This window comes from Prevotella sp. oral taxon 313 (assembly GCF_003043935.1).
Taxonomy (GTDB): domain Bacteria; phylum Bacteroidota; class Bacteroidia; order Bacteroidales; family Bacteroidaceae; genus Prevotella; species Prevotella jejuni.
Genome location: NZ_PYXE01000001.1, coordinates 3,251,491 through 3,268,613 on the forward strand (window position 1 = coordinate 3,251,491; position 17,123 = coordinate 3,268,613).

At 41.8% G+C, this 17,123-nt stretch carries 13 protein-coding genes; 5 read left to right on the forward strand and 8 right to left on the reverse strand.

The window, feature by feature from the left end:
• Positions 1–6: 6 nt before the first annotated feature.
• Together AXF23_RS12725 and AXF23_RS12730 are read right to left on the reverse strand one after the other, a co-directional pair.
• A complete protein-coding gene (locus tag AXF23_RS12725) occupies positions 7–441 on the reverse strand; it encodes a hypothetical protein (RefSeq protein WP_009011570.1) in 435 nt (144 codons plus the stop codon).
• Positions 425–769, reverse strand: coding sequence for an FtsB family cell division protein (locus AXF23_RS12730; RefSeq protein ID WP_107625556.1), 345 nt, complete (start codon positions 767–769; stop codon positions 425–427). The genes AXF23_RS12725 and AXF23_RS12730 overlap by 17 nt, the downstream gene beginning before the upstream one ends.
• Before the next feature lie 157 nt (positions 770–926).
• On the opposite strand from AXF23_RS12730, the gene AXF23_RS12735 reads away from it, so the two are divergent.
• The 5 genes from AXF23_RS12735 to AXF23_RS12755 all read left to right on the forward strand — a co-directional run bounded on the left by AXF23_RS12735 (position 927) and on the right by AXF23_RS12755 (position 8,993).
• Positions 927–2,738, forward strand: coding sequence for a DNA polymerase III subunit gamma/tau (locus tag AXF23_RS12735; RefSeq protein ID WP_107625557.1), 1,812 nt, complete (start codon positions 927–929; stop codon positions 2,736–2,738).
• Positions 2,739–3,174: 436 nt separating this feature from the next.
• Positions 3,175–6,021: a putative LPS assembly protein LptD gene (locus tag AXF23_RS12740; RefSeq protein WP_107625558.1), complete on the forward strand. Its 2,847-nt coding sequence runs from the start codon at positions 3,175–3,177 to the stop codon at positions 6,019–6,021.
• A 90-nt stretch (positions 6,022–6,111) separates the two neighbouring features.
• The gene (locus tag AXF23_RS12745) at positions 6,112–7,287 is read left to right on the forward strand and encodes a trans-sulfuration enzyme family protein (RefSeq protein WP_107625559.1); all 1,176 of its coding nucleotides are present in this window, start codon (positions 6,112–6,114) and stop codon (positions 7,285–7,287) included.
• Complete coding sequence (locus AXF23_RS12750) at positions 7,287–8,465, forward strand: MalY/PatB family protein (RefSeq protein ID WP_199222195.1); 1,179 nt, start codon at positions 7,287–7,289, stop codon at positions 8,463–8,465. The genes AXF23_RS12745 and AXF23_RS12750 overlap by 1 nt, the downstream gene beginning before the upstream one ends.
• A 12-nt stretch (positions 8,466–8,477) precedes the next feature.
• Complete coding sequence (locus AXF23_RS12755; protein ID WP_107625561.1) at positions 8,478–8,993, forward strand: nitroreductase family protein; 516 nt, start codon at positions 8,478–8,480, stop codon at positions 8,991–8,993.
• A 408-nt stretch (positions 8,994–9,401) separates the two neighbouring features.
• Here AXF23_RS12755 and AXF23_RS12760 read toward each other — a convergent pair whose 3' ends face one another.
• The 6 genes from AXF23_RS12760 to pepT form a co-directional block, all read right to left on the reverse strand.
• Positions 9,402–10,223 (reverse strand): zinc ribbon domain-containing protein, encoded by an 822-nt coding sequence (locus AXF23_RS12760; protein ID WP_009011578.1) that lies wholly within the window; start codon positions 10,221–10,223, stop codon positions 9,402–9,404.
• 128 nt (positions 10,224–10,351) lie between these two features.
• Complete coding sequence (locus AXF23_RS12765; protein WP_107625562.1) at positions 10,352–11,167, reverse strand: Nif3-like dinuclear metal center hexameric protein; 816 nt, start codon at positions 11,165–11,167, stop codon at positions 10,352–10,354.
• An 85-nt stretch (positions 11,168–11,252) separates the two neighbouring features.
• Positions 11,253–12,161 carry a Cbp1 family collagen-binding glycoprotein adhesin gene (locus tag AXF23_RS12770; RefSeq protein WP_233251305.1) on the reverse strand — a complete coding sequence of 303 codons (909 nt, stop codon included), beginning with the start codon at positions 12,159–12,161 and terminating at the stop codon, positions 11,253–11,255.
• 143 nt (positions 12,162–12,304) lie between these two features.
• On the reverse strand, positions 12,305–13,252 hold the full coding sequence (locus tag AXF23_RS12775; protein WP_107625564.1) for a DUF4595 domain-containing protein: 948 nt from the start codon (positions 13,250–13,252) through the stop codon (positions 12,305–12,307).
• A 151-nt stretch (positions 13,253–13,403) separates the two neighbouring features.
• Positions 13,404–15,674, reverse strand: a complete 2,271-nt coding sequence (locus AXF23_RS12780; RefSeq protein WP_107625565.1) for a cation:proton antiporter — start codon at positions 15,672–15,674, stop codon at positions 13,404–13,406.
• 217 nt (positions 15,675–15,891) lie between these two features.
• Complete coding sequence (gene pepT / locus AXF23_RS12785) at positions 15,892–17,115, reverse strand: peptidase T (RefSeq protein ID WP_107625566.1); 1,224 nt, start codon at positions 17,113–17,115, stop codon at positions 15,892–15,894.
• Between the last annotated feature and the right edge of the window lie 8 nt (positions 17,116–17,123).

The following is a 17,123-nucleotide window of genomic DNA, read 5'->3' on the forward strand; positions in this document are numbered from 1 at the left end:
CTTTTTTTAGGTATTTGTGCTGCTGCTTTCCCGCTTCAATTCGTAGCTGATACGATGAGTAGTATACATCTCAATAACAGCAGAAATGAGTAGGAGTATGACCCAATTATGATGGAAGATACTTACATAACTGCTGTATCCATCTAATGAGCCAGTGAAAATAGGGCGAAGGAAATGATAAGCGTCTTCTACCATAAAGATGCCAGCGAGGATAAATCCCCATCCTGCCAACGACATAATCTTGCGTAGACGACGAATAGCTAATACTGTACCTAAGTAACGTTGTCGTGACTGCATAAGTGCAAATAAGATTGCACCTACAAGCATTAGCCAGCAAGCAATAGGCTGGATTAAAAGGAAGGCATACAAGCCTGCCCCTGCAACCATTGTTATTCCTCCTAAGAGGTAAACGATAGATTCTACTTTAGTCAGTTGTTTCATTCTTACCAGTGTTTTCGGTTGGATGCTCATCATCGCTTAGAACGAAGATGTCTTCATTGTCAGCTTTCATAAAATAACGTTCACGAGCGACTCGTGCAATAGCTTTTGGATCAGTCTTTAGTTCCTTAAGTTGTTGCATGTCATGCTTATATTGAGAATCGTACTTTTGGATTTCTCTCTTCAAATCATCAATCTGATAGGCATACTCTATTCGTTTCATAAAACTGTTTTCATCCACGATACCAACAATGAGTACACCGAGAATGATAACAATATAAAACTTGAACCGATTGAAGAAACTAATGATATGTCCAGTAATCTTACTCACTTCTTTACATTCTTTTTTGCAAAAGTAAGGAAAAGATTGCATATCGGAGCATTAAAGATATATATTTTTAGCAAATTAACAATTTAATTCTTCTTACCTCCTTACTGTTTTCTTAACTTTTATTACCTTTGCATTGATAATCAGACTTTACTATTTTATGGATGAATATATTGTTTCGGCGCGAAAGTATCGCCCGTTGTCCTTTGATGCTGTCGTAGGGCAACAGGCGCTGACTACTACGCTGAAGAATGCTGTGAAGAGTGGTAAGCTGGCTCATGCTTATCTTTTTTGTGGTCCACGAGGTGTGGGTAAGACTACTTGTGCCCGTATCTTTGCGAAAGCTATTAATTGCGAACACCCTACGGCTGATGGTGAGGCTTGCAATGAGTGTGAAAGTTGCAAGGCTTTCAGCGAAGGACGCAGTTATAATATCTTCGAGTTAGATGCTGCCAGCAATAACTCTGTTGAGAATATCAAGGCATTGATGGACCAGACTCGTATCCCACCACAGGTAGGACGTTATAAGGTCTTTATCATTGACGAGGTTCACATGCTTTCTACAGCAGCCTTCAATGCGTTCCTCAAGACGCTGGAGGAACCGCCAGCACATGTCATCTTTATCCTTGCTACGACTGAGAAGCATAAGATTCTCCCAACGATCCTATCGCGTTGTCAGATTTATGACTTCGAACGAATGACGGTTCCAAATATTATCGACCATCTTAAGCGTGTTGCTGAGAAGGAGGATATACAGTATGAGGAAGAGGCTCTGAGCGTGATTGCGGAGAAAGCGGATGGCGGAATGCGTGATGCGCTCTCTATATTCGACCAAGCTGCAAGTTTCTCTCAGGGGAATATCACTTATCAAAAGGTGATAGAAGACCTGAATGTACTTGATACTGAAAATTATTTTAACATTGTCGACCTTGCCTTAGAGAATAAGGTAAGTGAGATAATGGTACTTTTAAATGCTGTCATCAATAAGGGATTTGACGGTGGGCACCTTGTGAACGGTCTGGCTTCTCATGTTCGTAACGTGTTGATGGCAAAGGATGCGCAGACTCTCCCGTTGCTTGAGGTGAGCGAACAGTTGAGAAATCGTTACCAGCAGCAGGCACAGAAGTGTCCTGTTAATTTCCTTTACACTGCATTGCAGATTATGAATCGATGTGATGTGGAGTATCGACAGAGTTCTAATAAGCGTTTGTTGGTTGAACTAACGCTTATCCAAGTGGCGCAGATTACGCAGAAGGAAGATGATATTCCTGCCTCGGGGCGTAGCCCTAAACGATTAAAATCCCTGTTCAAGAATCTTATTCTGAAGGCTCAACAGAAACCGACTCCGCAGGTGGTTGGGAGCCTGAAACATGATAATGACACTGTTCACAATGCTAATGCGGGTGGGACAGTGCCTGTTGAGGTTGTGTCTTCGTCTGAAAAGTCTGTTGCTGAGACTTCTGGCGAACGTCCTAATGTGAATGTAAATTCAGGTGTCCCGAATGCTGTTAATCTCAGTTCGTTGACGATGTCATTCGATAATCTGCTCAAAGCCGATAAGAAGAAAAAGCAAGAAGAGGAGCTTGAAATAACCAATAAGGATGAGAATGAGCGGTTTACACAGCAAGAGTTGGTTGTGAGTTGGCGGGCTATGTGTTCACGAATGCCTGAGCGTATGCAGGCTTTGGCACAGCGTATGAAGAATATTACACCTACTGTCACAGAGTATCCAACAATCTTGGTACTTGCAGAAAACAATATTCAGCTCAACGAAATGCTAACTATTAAATCGCGCATCCGTGCTACATTGGCAAAAGAACTGCACAACGGACAGATTGAAGTAGATATTCGTCTTGCTAAGTTTGAAGAAATCAAGCCAATGCTTACGCCTCGTGAGTCTCTGAATAAACTGTTGGAGACAAATCATCCTGTAAAGGAACTTATTGATGCGTTGGACTTGTATTTGGATTAAGAAAATCCACCTTTGGTGTTGTCACGGCTAATATCGTCCCATAAGTAGTGTACAGGTAGCTGATATTTAGTGCTCTAATAGTTGGGTTTTAGGTGTTTTAGTGAACCTTGCTACTTGTTTTTAACTATTGTCCGAAGGCTTCGGACAAGTTGTCCGGACGCCCCGTACAAGTTGTCCGGAGGCTCCGGACAGTTAGTGAGAAGGCTTAGTATCAGTCTTATTTGGGGTTGAGAAACTTGCTTCTTTAGGTGTTTTACAGTGTTATTATTATCAATAACAGACCGTAATGAGGGTGTACTATTCAAGTCTTAACGGAACGCAATATATGAACAAAATCTTTTCAGTTAGTGTGTACGTACATTATTGTAAAAGTTAAAATAGCGTAATGGTAGTTCTATTCGGCATTATTTCAGTATTTTTGTACGTTATTTAGGCAATGAGAAATAAGAGCATTATATTCCTATTATCCTTTGTTGTTGTTTTTGCAATGGCAAGTGTCAACATGCCTGTGCCTCAAGGTAAGAAAACCAAGAAGGCTAAGGCAAACGCTGTTGTGGTTGATACATTACTGAAAGGACAAGGTTCAAAGGATAGTAAGGCGGTTGATAAGAATATTCCAGATACCACGAAGATGGATTCTCTTCAGTTGGCTATCTATCATCATAATAAGGCTATAGACGATTCTATTCGTGCTGATAGTGTGATGCGTGCACGTTCGAATGGAATTGACGCACCTGTTAAGTATTCAGCAGAAGACTCTATTGTGTATGATGCTGCGTCGGGTACTGCCTATCTCTATGGTAATTCGAAGGTTGATTATGAGAATATGAAGCTTGCGAGTGACAAGGTTCACATGAATCTTGATAATAGTACAGTACGTGCGACAGGTACTGCCGACTCTACTGCAGAGGGTGGTATTAAAGGAAAGCCAGTATTTACGATGGGTAAAGACGAGTATCAGAGTGATACAATGGCTTTTAATTTCAAGTCGAAAAAAGGCTTGATAAAAGGAATATATACCGAGCAACAAGATGGATTCTTGAGTGGAGAAGTGGGGAAACGTGACTCTACTGGGGCTGTCTTCTTGCAGCATGGCCGTTATACTACCTGTGATAAGCCCCATCCTGACTTCTATATCGCCCTTTCTCGTGCAAAGGTTCGTCCGGGCAAGGATGTTGTCTTCGGACCGGCTTATCTTGTAGTGGCCGATGTCCCTCTGCCTTTGGCTATCCCATACGGCTTCTTCCCATTCTCAAAGAAGTATTCGAGCGGTTTCATCATGCCAAGTTATGGTGATGAAAGCGACCGTGGTTTCTATCTTCGTGATGGTGGTTACTACTTTGCTATTAGTGATAAATGGGACTTAAAACTCATTGGAGAGATTTATACTAAGGGTTCATGGGGTGTGTCTGCGGCCAGCAACTACCGTAAGCGGTATAGATATTCAGGATCATTCCTCTTTAGTTATCAGGATTCAAAGACTGGTGATAAGGGATTACCAGACTTTGCTGAGCAGGAGAGCTTTAAGATTCAGTGGAATCATCGCCAAGACCCAAAGGCTAATCCTTATAGTTCTTTGGCGGCAAGTGTAAACTTTGCGACATCAAGCTATGAACGTAACAACCTCAATAGTTTGTATAATCCGCAGACACTCACGCAGTCTACGAGAACTTCTTCCGTGAGTTGGAGCACAGGTTTCTCAAGTATTGGACTCTCTTTGAGTGCTACTACGAACCTTGCACAGAATATGCGTGATTCTTCTATACAGATAACACTGCCAGACTTGAACATTAGTTTGAGCCGTTTCTATCCTTTCAAGCGCAAGCATCTTGTGGGGAAAGAGCGTTGGTATGAGAAGATTTCTATGAGCTATACGGGTCAGTTGGCTAACTCTATCTCAACGAAGGAAGACAAACTCTTGCACTCTAATCTTATAAAAGACTGGAAGAATGCTTTCCAACATACAATCCCTGTACAAGCAAACTTCACCTTGTTTAATTATATCAATGTGACTCCATCTTTCAATTTTACGGATCGTATGTATTCTAAGAAGGTGACACGTGGATGGGATAACACCCTTCAGAAAGAAGTAGTAAGAGATACTACCTATGGTTTTCATAATGTTTATAACTGGAGCATGAGCGTGGGTGCCAGTACAAAGGTGTATGGCTTCTGGACACCTAACAGGAAGCTGTTCGGTGATAAGATTCAGGCTATCCGTCATGTCATCACACCTCAGGTGACATTCTCATACGCTCCTAACTTTGGTGCACGCCGTTATGGCTACTATGATAGCTATCAGTACACAGATGCAAGTGGTAACGTGAAACTTGTTGAATACTCACTTTATCAAGATGAGCTTTATAGTGTGCCGGGTAAGTACAAGACTGAGATGATTAGTTGGGATGTTAGCAATAACATCGAAATGAAGGTTAAGAGCGATAAGGATACAACTGGTTATAAGAAGATAAGTATCATTGATGAGTTAGGAGCAAGTATGTCTTATAATGCGGCAGCTGACTATCATCGTTGGAGCGACCTTAGCATGCGTCTACGTTTGAAGTGGTGGAAGAACTATACATTCTCTATGAATGCACAGTTTGCCACCTATGCTTATGAACTTGACGCCAATGGTAAACCTTATGTAGGTAATCATACGGAGTGGGGGTATGGTCGTTTGCCTCGTTTTCAGGGTATGTCGCAGAACTTCTCATTCACTTTGAACCCAGAGAAGTTGAAGAAGTGGTTTGGACATAAGGATGAAAAAGATGATGACAAGGTATCAGCAGATAGCGACGGACCAGATACTGATATCGAGTCAAATATGGATGATGACCTTGAAAAGGGAAAGTATGCTGCTAAGAAGAAACGTGGTAATATTGCTGAGACGGACGATAACGGTTATATGAGATTTAATATGCCGTGGTCATTGACTATTGGTTATGGTATTACGATGCGTGAGAACACTGCGGGTAAGTTCAATACTAAGACGATGCGTTACCCTTATAAGTTCACACAGACGCTGAACCTCTCTGGTAACATTCGTATCAGTGATGGTTGGAATATTAATTTCTCAAGTGGTTATGACTTTGAGAACCATGCGATGAGTATGACAACAGCGAGTCTGTCACGTGACCTTCACTGTTTTAATATGAGTGCTTCTATCGTGTTAGCACCCTATACCTCTTACAACTTTACCTTCCGTTGTAATGCAGCAACACTGACGGATGCACTTAAGTATGATAAGCGAAGCGGTATTGTCAATGCTGTGCAGTGGTATTAATTCGCTTGATTATAGTTTCTTTGGTGGGTGTTTTCGCTATCTACCTTTGATACAGAACCCTTTATAAACAACACAAATAATTGATTGAATATGAAGAAACAGACACAAGCTATACATCTCCCTTATAAGCGTAGGGATGCTTACGACGCTTTAAGTATGCCTATCTATAACGCTGTTGCTTATGAGTTTGATAATGCGGAAGTGATGGCTGATGCCTTTTGCGGACGTATTGATGCGCCTGATTATTCACGTGTAGAGAACCCAACAGTAACTAACTTTGAACTACGGGTTAAGGCTTTGACAGGCGCAGAGCATGTGATTGCACTTAATTCGGGTATGGCTGCTATTAGTAACACTTTGTTTGCTATTGTCGAACAGGGGAAGAACGTGATTACTTCGCGTCATCTCTTCGGGAATACCTTCTCCTTACTTACATCAACACTAAGCCGCTTTGGCGTAGAGACAAAGCTATGCGACCTTACTAATGTAGACGCTGTTGAGAAGTTGGTGGATGATAATACGTGCTGTCTCTTCCTTGAAGTGATGACGAATCCACAGCTTGAAGTCGTCGATGTTCGGGCTTTGACGGAGATGGCCCACCGACATGGTATTCCTGTTATTGCCGATACTACTATTATTCCTTTTACTCAGTTCTCTGCAAAGGACTTAGGTGTTGACGTTGAGGTTATCTCAAGTACAAAGTATATTAGTGGTGGGGCTACCTCTTTAGGTGGTCTGATTATTGATTATGGAAGATTTCCTTTCATTGGAAAACGACTCTTGAATGAGATGCTCTTCAACCTTGGTTCTTACATGACATCACAGGTTGCATATATGCAGACTTTGGGTTTGGAGACCTTAGATGCTCGCTATCGTGTACAAGCTGCTAATGCTTTAGCGTTAGCAAAACGGTTGTGTACGCTCAAGCCTATCTGTAATGTCAATTATGTTGGCTTGGAGGATAACCGTTATCATCAGCTCTCTCTAAGTCAGTATGGTGAAACGGCTGGGGCGATGATAACGATTGACTTGGAGAGTCAGGAGGCTTGTTTCAAACTGCTGAATAACCTCAAACTCATTCATCGTGCAACTAATCTCTTTGATAATCGTACTTTAGCAATTCATCCAGCAAGTACTATCTTCGGACTCTTCTCGGCTGAGGAGCGTGCAGCAATGGATATCCTTGATACGACGATACGACTGAGTGTTGGCTTAGAGGATGTTGACGACCTATTCAATGATATAAAACAAGCTTTGGAAGCATAATGAAGACATATAACTTCGATGAGATAATTGACCGTTCAGGGAGTGGTGATTTAAAGCATGAGGCGCTCCTTCCACGGTGGGGACGCAATGACTTATTACCCCTTTGGGTGGCTGACATGGATTTTGCCACACCTGATTTCGTTGTTGATGCACTTAAGGCTCGTCTCTCACATCCTATCTTTGGTTATACTATTGAGCCTGCTGACTATCGCCCAACAATTATTGATTGGAACGAATCACATCATGGTTGGAAGATAAAACCAGAGTGGATAAGTTTTATTCCAGGTATTGTTAAAGGTATTGGCTTCGTTGTGAATGTGTTTACAAAGCCAGGAGAGAAAGTTATCATACAGCCTCCTGTCTATCATCCGTTCCGTATGACGCCTGAAGATAACGGTCGTGAGGTTGTTTTCAACCCGCTTCGTCTGCGCGAGGATGGTTATTATGATATGGACTTTGATAACCTTTCGGAGGTATGTGATGATAAATGTCGTGTGTTGATACTCTCTAATCCACATAATCCTGCGGGAGTATGTTGGTCAAAAGAGACTTTGCAACGTTTAGCCGACTTCTGTTATGAACACAATATCATTGTCATTAGCGATGAGATACATAGTGATATGGCACTCTTCGGTAATCGTCATGTCCCGTTTGCGAGTGTGTCTGAACGTGCTGCTGACATAAGTATCACCTTTGCAGCACCGACTAAGACCTTTAATATGGCGGGTATTGTTAGTTCGTATGCAGTTATCTCGAATGATGACTTGCGTCAACGCTTCTATGGATGGCTAAAGGCTAATGAATTAGACGAGCCTACGATATTTGCTCCGATAGCTACTATAGCTGCTTATCAGAAAGGAGAAGAATGGCGTAAGCAGATGTTGGCTTATGTAGAAGATAATGTTCGTTTTGTGGAGGATTACTGTCGAGAGCATATCCCTGGTATTCGTCCACTTCGTCCGCAAGCCAGTTTCCTCGTTTGGTTGAACTGTCGTGGACTTGAATTAAGCCATGACAAGCTGCTTGACCTTTTCATTGATAAGGCGCATCTGGCCCTAAATGATGGTGAGATGTTTGGCCCTGGTGGGGAAGGCTTTATGCGATTGAATGTGGGTACACCACGTTCTGTACTTCGTCAGGCGTTGGAGCAGTTGGCGAAAGCTGTAAATGAATTATAAAACAAAGATGTTATGGAAGCATTAGAAGCATTGTTAACACGTCGCAGTGTACGTTCTTATGAGGCACGTATGCCTGAGCAGGAGTTGATTGATAAGGTGATGGAGGCTGGTCTTTATGCTGCAAGTGGAAAGAATATGCAGACCGCTATCATCGTAGAATTGACCAATAAGGAGGTACGCGACCGCTTGTCAGTGATTAATGGTGAAATTTTGGGCGTAACGAGTGACCCATTCTATGGTGCACCTGTCGTCCTTGCTGTGTTAGCTGATAAGAGTAGTCCTAACCATGTCTATGATGGGGCGTTGATGATGGGCAACCTTATGAACGCTGCTCATGCTTTAGGCTTAGGTAGTTGTTGGATTAATCGTGCCAAGGAAATCTTTGAGCGTGAAGAAGGTAAGCAGATGTTGAAAGAGTGGGGAGTAGAAGGCGATTATGAAGGTATCGGCTTCTGTATTCTTGGCTATACTGCGAAGGAGGGTAAGACGGCACCACGTAAGGCAAACCGTATCTTCTACGTGAGGTAAGAATTTGGCAGACTACTAATAAATTAATATTTCCGTAGAAGTTAATCGGCTATGCCCTGCTATATATAATAAGGTGAAGCTGGATATTCTCTTACGTTTTCAACCTACGTGTTGAAGCCTCGCACAAGTCGTGTTTATGGTCAGCGACAATGGTGTTGAGGATTGTATAGATTATGCCAGACTACTCGAAGCCTTACAGTATGTCGTCTTATTGGGTACGATTGTTTGTAAGTGTCCTCCAAGATGACAAGTTAGTCTGTTGTTTATTGAGCGGTTTAAGCAGAGTGATGATACAAAGTAGCCTCAATATATTTGAATAATTTGTGTTCATTCAAATATATTGAGGCTATTCTTTTCTATCTCTTAGAAGTAGAAAACGTTTGGTTCTCTATGAAAAGAAGGACTTAATTATTCTCCTTCCTCTTCCTTCTTCTTGCGAGTAGCTCTACGCTTCTTAGGCTTCTCCTCAGTCTTGTCAACCTTTACACCAGCCAACTCAGGATCGATGAGGATACGGCCACAGTACTCACAAACGATAATCTTCTTGTGCATCTTCACATCCAACTGGCGCTGAGGTGGTATCTTATTGAAACAACCACCGCAAGCATCACGCTGTACATAGACGATACCCAAACCGTTACGAGCACCACGACGGATGCGCTTAAAGCTACGGAGCAATCCAGGCTCAATCTTTGTCTCTAATTCTGCAGCCTTCTCTTTCAAGAGTCCTTCCTCTTCACGAGTCTCCTGCATAATCTCATCGAGCTCATTACGCTTCTCTTCTAAGGCATGCTGACGGTCTTCGAGCAGAGCACGGTTAGCCTCTAAGTCTCTTTGCTTCTCTTCAATCTTGTATTGAGCTTCCTTAATCTTCTTATTGCAAAGCTCAATCTCCAAGGTCTGGAACTCAATCTCCTTTGTCAGTGTATCGTATTCACGATTGTTTGCAACAGAGTCTAACTGCTTGTTATAGCGTTCCAAGCTTGCTTGAGCCTCAAGGATATTAGCCTTCTTCTGCGTTACTGCGCTCTGATAGTCCTTGATGTCTTGTTCTATCTTCTCAATGCGAATGTGCAAGCCTTCCAACTCGTCTTCCAAGTCACGTACCTCAAGTGGCAACTCACCACGCAAAGCTCGTTTCTCGTCGATTCCTGATAGGGTTGTCTGCAACTGGAAAAGGGCCTTCAATTTATCCTCTACTGATAACTCTTTTGGATCTTTCTTTGCCATAGTTCTTATGTATTATTTAATTCAAAATGCTATATTAATCATTCAAAATAGTATTGTCACTGTTCGCTGTTGGCTCGTCAACGTCTTAAGAATTCACTCGTCAACGTGTCAACTCATTAACTTGTTAACTAAAAATAGCCGATAGGATTTGTGTTAATCTCTGATAAGCAACACTTCACTCCTGGGCATTCTCGTACGATGATGTCACGTAACACCTCTGTCGTGAATTGTTCACTCTGATAATGACCAATGACACATATTTGTATTTCTTGCTCATGCCCAAAGTACTCATGATAGCCCATCTCACCTGTCAGAAAGGCATCTGCGCCTGCTGCTATCGCATCCTTCAAGAGGAACGAGCCGGAACCTCCACAGAGAGCAATGGTGCGTATCTCACGACGGAGTAGTTCGTTGGTCTGAACACATTCTACATCAAACTTCTTCTTAAGTAATAGTATTAAGTCGTCTGCTGCTAATGGCTCCTCAAACTCACCAATGACACCATCGCCACCTGTTACAGATTCGCCTGTCTGTGGGTCTACCACCTGTTTACTTCGACCAAAGAAACGTGGATTCTTAAGGCCTAATTTCTCTGCTATCTTATAGTTGACACCATCCACAGCTGAGTCTAAGTTTGTGTGCATAGCAGCGATGACAATGTCGTTCTTAATAGCCTTTATCACCGTACGCTGCACATAGTCTGCATCTGTCACTTGTGCTAATTTGCGGAAGATGAGTGGATGGTGCGCAACAATCAAGTTACACCCTCGACGAATAGTTTCGTCAACCACCTTCTCAGTCACGTCAAGACACAATAAAGCCCCTGATACTTCCGCCTCCGTCAATCCAACTTGTAGGCCAGTATTATCATAGCTCTCCTGCAAGGGCAAAGGCGCAAATCGTTCAAGGGCATCAATTACTTCCTTAATTTTCACGCTACGCATAAGTTTTAGAATGCAAAGGTAAGAAAATTATTCGATTTTCACAACCTTGTAGTCTAATTTCTTTTCATTCTCTTTCAAAGTAGAATTACTCTTGAATAATTAGATAACGTGATACGTTCCAGAACTTATCCGCATCGGTGATGGTGAGGGTTGTTGTTCCATCCTCATTCTCTGTGAGTGTGTAACTACCTTCTGGGTTCTGTGAAAGGAGCTTAGGATTGGATGAGCTTATTGTCAGTGTCTTCAGAACCTTACTGTTAGCTTCGGTAAACAGTTCTTTGGTAACCTTGTTATTATTCACCTTCTTTGAGAAAAGTGATGTTTTCAAAAGACCTTTCTCTTTTAGTGTTTCTTTGTTTGCAATGATATAGTAGACGCTGCCTGACTCTTTTTCTTCGTTGTTTCTTTGCTTTTCCTTAGCCTTCAACTGGGCATATTCGCGTTCTAAAGCAGCCATATTGAACCTGTAACGCATTGCATCAACACTGTTAGCCTGGTTCATAACGATGTATTTGAGCTGGTCTACAGTGACATCCTTACGACTTGCAACCTGCTCTAATTGGGTTACACGGTCTCCTTTCTCCTTCAGCTGTGATGAAAGAAACTCTATTACCTTATAAAGGTTGTCTATGGTGGGATTAGATACTGATGGTGTATCCACCTTCTTAGCCTTCTCGCTTAGCAGTTTGTCAATCTGGCTCTGCTTTTCTTTGAGCAGTGCACCGAGTCCTCTTATCTGCTGAATAATCTTCGATTTCTTATCCGTATGCTCAGTAGTCTTGCAGAGCATAGCTTCCTGAGAAGAGATGGCATCAAGGTTAGCTGATATCTCATCTATAGATGCTGTCAGCTGACTTATCGCCTCTGCCTCTCTGGATGGAGGAGTTACATTGATACGTTCTCTGACAGAAGCCGGACGTTTCACATCCTCACAAGATGTGAAAGCTACAATACCTATTAATGCTATCAGAGCTGTTAATTTATTACGTTTCATCTGTATAATCATCGAATGACAATGCAAAGATACTCTAATTATATGAAGAAACGTTAGATTATGTATTAAAAATACTAATAAAAGGAGAAACAATAGGGTGCTTCTCCTTTAATTTCGTTATTTCTTTGATAAACAGACGAATATTATCTCACAATAACTTTATATGTCTTACCATTTGTTTCCTTGATAATATTCACACCATGTTGTATATTTTCAAGACGTTTACCAGATAGGTCATAAATCGTTCTTGTGCCTTCTTTCTGCTGCTTATAAACGCTAATACCTGTTGGATTGTCTTCTTCCCAAATAAACGTTGCTGTTACTCCTTCTTCTCCTGATTGTATGCCCTTTTCTACGACACCACTTGCATTCAGGTTATACGTAATTGTGAAATCATCATCACTTGTCCAGCCAAAATAGTGTTTATCTATCACCGTATAGCGCACAGCAGCCACTGGATGCTGGAATACTTTACCAAAGTATCCTGCTAAAAGTTGTCCGTATGGTGAGATTCCTTCATGATCGGCAATTGAAGTAATTGGATTAACAAATAGAGAAAGATATTTGTTGGTAATGCTTTTGTTGTATTCATAAGCTACCTGTCCTACTTTTTTGTTATCTCGAAAATGCTCTACGAGTGTAATATCTCCGTCTGTCCATGTTAATTTATACTCTGTTCCAGTACGTTCATTGTTTGTTATTACAATCTTTGTCAGTTCCCCAGCTGTATTATATGTGTAGTTATATTCTGCCCAATATTCAGGCTCTCCTTCATACGGAATTAAGTTTATTTTTTCTGAAACAACTCTATTATTCTGGAGAACAGTTGTTCGGATATCTTTATTTTTGATATTTTCATTCTCATAGAATGTTTGAACGACCTTGTCATTACTATAAGCATACTTGCTACTACGTTTTAGGTGGTCGTCAGCAATATATTCAACAGACTCTATGATTCTTCCTTTTTCATCATACTTTAATTCAAAGTAAGATTCGCCAAAGGTCATCTTCAACAATTTCTTATCGTTCTGTGCACTGATGGTCTGACCAAACACAATGAGGGTAATAAGTAATAAGTAGATTCTCTTCATATACAATATAATTAAAATTTATAAATAGTCATTCTTTTATCAACTGCAAAGTTAATAAAAAAACGTTAATCCAGTTTTGTTCTTTATAAAATTCAGGCTTATTAGTCCAATTACTTAATCGAGTAATAAGGGCTAATAAGCCTGAAGGGGTTTATCCTAATGCAAGGATACGTTCTAAGTCTTTTTCTTCACCTACTACCCATAGAACGTCACCTGCCTGCAGACAGCGGGAAGGAGTGATGAGTGTGAGATTCTGCTGACCTTCATCAACACCCACAACCATACAGTTGTATTCATCACGAATACCGCTGTCTTTAAGGGTCTTTCCTATGAAAGGACTTGTTTTAGAGATGGTGAAACTGCGGAGTTTCATTTCATGTTTCTCTATGTCCGTAATCGTTGGCTGTAGTTCAGCCTTCATTGCTTTCGAAAGTTTTGTAAGCTGTTCGTCATCACCAATGGCTTGCAGTTTGTCGCCAGGGAAGAGAATCGTACCACCATTCGGAATATTGATACGTTGAGAACCACGAAGAATACTACTGATATGTACACCGAATCGGTTACGTAACTTTAGGCTATACAATGTCTTACCAGCCCATAGAGAATCGTCGGGCAGTTCAAGGTTGGCGATATGAATATCTCGGTCTATCAGATGGTCGGCAAAGAGTGGTTTCTTCTTTCCTTGTATCTGTGCCTCGATATCACGACTTCGGAGGTTCTGGATAAAGAGCCGTTCCAAAGTAATACTCCGTTTCTTGAGCCAACGAGAAAGAAGCATGAGTATCAACAAGCCAATAGCAACAGCAATCATCAATGCATTCTTAAAGCGTGTGAGATAGTTACATACGTAGAAGATGAAACTGAGTGCAATAAGTACACGTGCAAGAATGGTTGCAGTGAGAGGTAGACGATTGATACGACGGTCTGTCCAAAGTGCCTTAAACGCTTCTGAATGATTTTGTTTCATTACAATAGAACGTAGGAATGGTGCGATGAAGAGGATTGTAAGGAATCCACACACAGCATTTCCAATCCAGTGGCTGCCCGTCCATTTTATAGATAAGTTTCTACAGATAGGTAGGGCAGCAGAGAACATGATTGCGATGACAGCTGCAGAGAGAATACCATAAATAAGGGTGTTGAATATCATCTTCTTCATTAGAACCTTCCATAGATTATTAGTCGATGCACTCTCTCCCGCACTATTTGTTTGGATATGGGTAAGACGACGTACCCATCTTTTTGGAAGATGCTTAACGAGGACGTTATAGCATGGTTCTGCCGCACGAATCATATACGGAGTGAGGAAGGTTGTGATGACTGATACGGCTACGACAACAGGATAGAGGAATTCGCTGATTACACCTAAGGACTTTCCTAATGTTGCAATAATAAAGGCAAACTCGCCAACTTGTGCCATTGAGAATCCACAGCGCATAGCATTCTTGAGGGTCTGTCCACCGAGAAGATAGCCTAAGGTTCCAAACAGCGCCTGTCCGACGAGGATTGTTATGACAAGTAAAAGAATAGGTATAGCATATTCTACAATAACTTGAGGCTTTACCAACATACCAACAGAGACGAAGAAGATAGCTCCAAAGAGATTCTTTACCGGATCTACAAGGCGGATGATTTTATCAGCCTCAACCGTCTCTGCTAAGATACTTCCCATGACGAAAGCACCAAAGGCTGCACTGAAACCTACCTGTGTTGATATAACAGCCATAAGACAACAGAAACCTAATGACACAATAAGCAAGGTCTCGCTGTTAAGGATTTTACGGACAGAACGAAGGAAGAGTGGAATGGCAAAAAGTCCAACGACAAACCATAATACAAGGAAGAATCCAATCTTCATGATGCTTCCAAGAAGTTGTACACCGTCAGGACTGTTACCACTGGCAACGGTACTGAGCATCACCATCATCACTATGGCAAGGATGTCCTCTAAGATAAGCACACTCATCACGGTAGAAGCGAAGCCTTGCTGTGTGAGTCCCATATCTGAGAAGGCTTTGTATATAATGGTTGTGGAACTCATTGCGACCATACCTCCGAGGAAGATACAGTCCATCTCTTTCCATCCGAAGCTGTGTCCTACAATGATACCTAAGACCATCATACTGAAGATGATAGTACAGGCTGCGATGATGGGGGAGGCTCCCATCTTGAGAATCTTCTTAATAGAGAAGTCTAATCCCAATGAGAACAATAAGAAGATGACACCAATGTCTGCCCATGTTTGTATATCGTCTTTGTCGACAACGCTCATGGTATAAGACATGTGGGGTGATACAAGAAAACCTGCTACAATGTATCCTAATACCAATGGTTGCTTGAGTTTCTTGAATAGAAGTGTTACAAATCCTGCTACGACGAGAATGAGAGCAAGGTCTTGGACCAATTCGGGTAGTTCTGACATAAATCTTTTATGGAGTTAGAGGAGTTAGTGGGGTAGTTGGATGTTAAACCAATACCTTATTATGAGTAATCTTGTATGTGTTGTTTGTGGGAGAGGTGAGCTATAATTGAAAATCTCATAGTTAAAAGAAAAGGAGTTAAACCAACGTTAATATATAATCCATAAAAGTGTTGGTTTAACTCCAGTGTAAAGTCTTTAACTACTTACTTCCCTATTGTTAATCATTAAACTCTGCTGTTAGACGGCAGATGTTAATGATAACCTGCATCGCTTTCTCCATTACCTGAACTGAAACAAATTCGTAAGGACCATGGAAATTTACGCCACCTGCAAAGATGTTTGGACAAGGAAGGCCCTTGAATGAAAGCTGTGCACCGTCCGTACCACCACGGATTGGCTGTACCTTTGGAGCTACATTTGCCTGCTGCATAGCCTGAAGAACTAACTCGATAACATGCATATTAGGATCAATCTTCTCCTTCATGTTGTAGTACTGGTCGTTCATCTTCAGTTCAACGGTTCCTTCACCATACTTCTCATTCATCTTCTTTACGCAGTCCTCCATGAAACGCTTACGGTCTTCGAAGTGTTCACGGTCGTGGTCACGGATGATATAGCTGAGCTTTGCTTCTTCACAACGGCTTTCGATACCGATAAGATGATAGAAGCCTTGATAGCCTTCAGTCTCTTCTGGAATCTCTGTTGCTGGGATCATGTTGTTGAACTCACATGCCAAACGGCTGGCATTAACCATCTTTCCCTTGGCATAACCTGTATGAACACTTACGCCATGGATAAATACCTTAGCACCAGCTGCGTTGAAATTCTCATATTCAAGTTCACCGAGGTCGCCACCATCAATGGTGTAACCCCATTCACATCCGAATTTCTCTACATCAAAATGATGCGCACCCATACCAATCTCCTCGTCTGGATTGAAAGCAATACGGATGTCGCCATGTTTTATCTCGTCGTGGTCACGAAGGAAACACATAGCCTGTACTATCTCAGCTATACCTGCCTTGTCGTCAGCACCCAACAGTGTCGTACCGTCTGTTACGATGAGGTCTTCTCCCTTATGCTCTAAAAGTTCAGGGAATATGCGTGGAGAGCTGACCATGTTAGGGTTCAGTTGTATGTCACCACCGTCATAGTTTTCTACAACACGTGCTTTGATATTGGCGCCACTGGCGTCAAGTGCTGTGTCATAGTGGGAGATGAAGCCGATTGTTGGTATCTTCTTCTTTGTGTTGGCAGGGAGGGTGGCATAGATGTACCCCATCTCGTCCATCTCAACATCTTTCATGCCTTCACGCTCAAGTTCCTCCTTGAGGTATTTCGCAAAGATCAGTTGCTTCGGTGTACTTGGCACTGTCTCTGAGTCCTCGGCTGACTGTGTGTCAAACTTGGTGTAGTTGATAAATCTTTCTACTATTTCCATGATGTTAC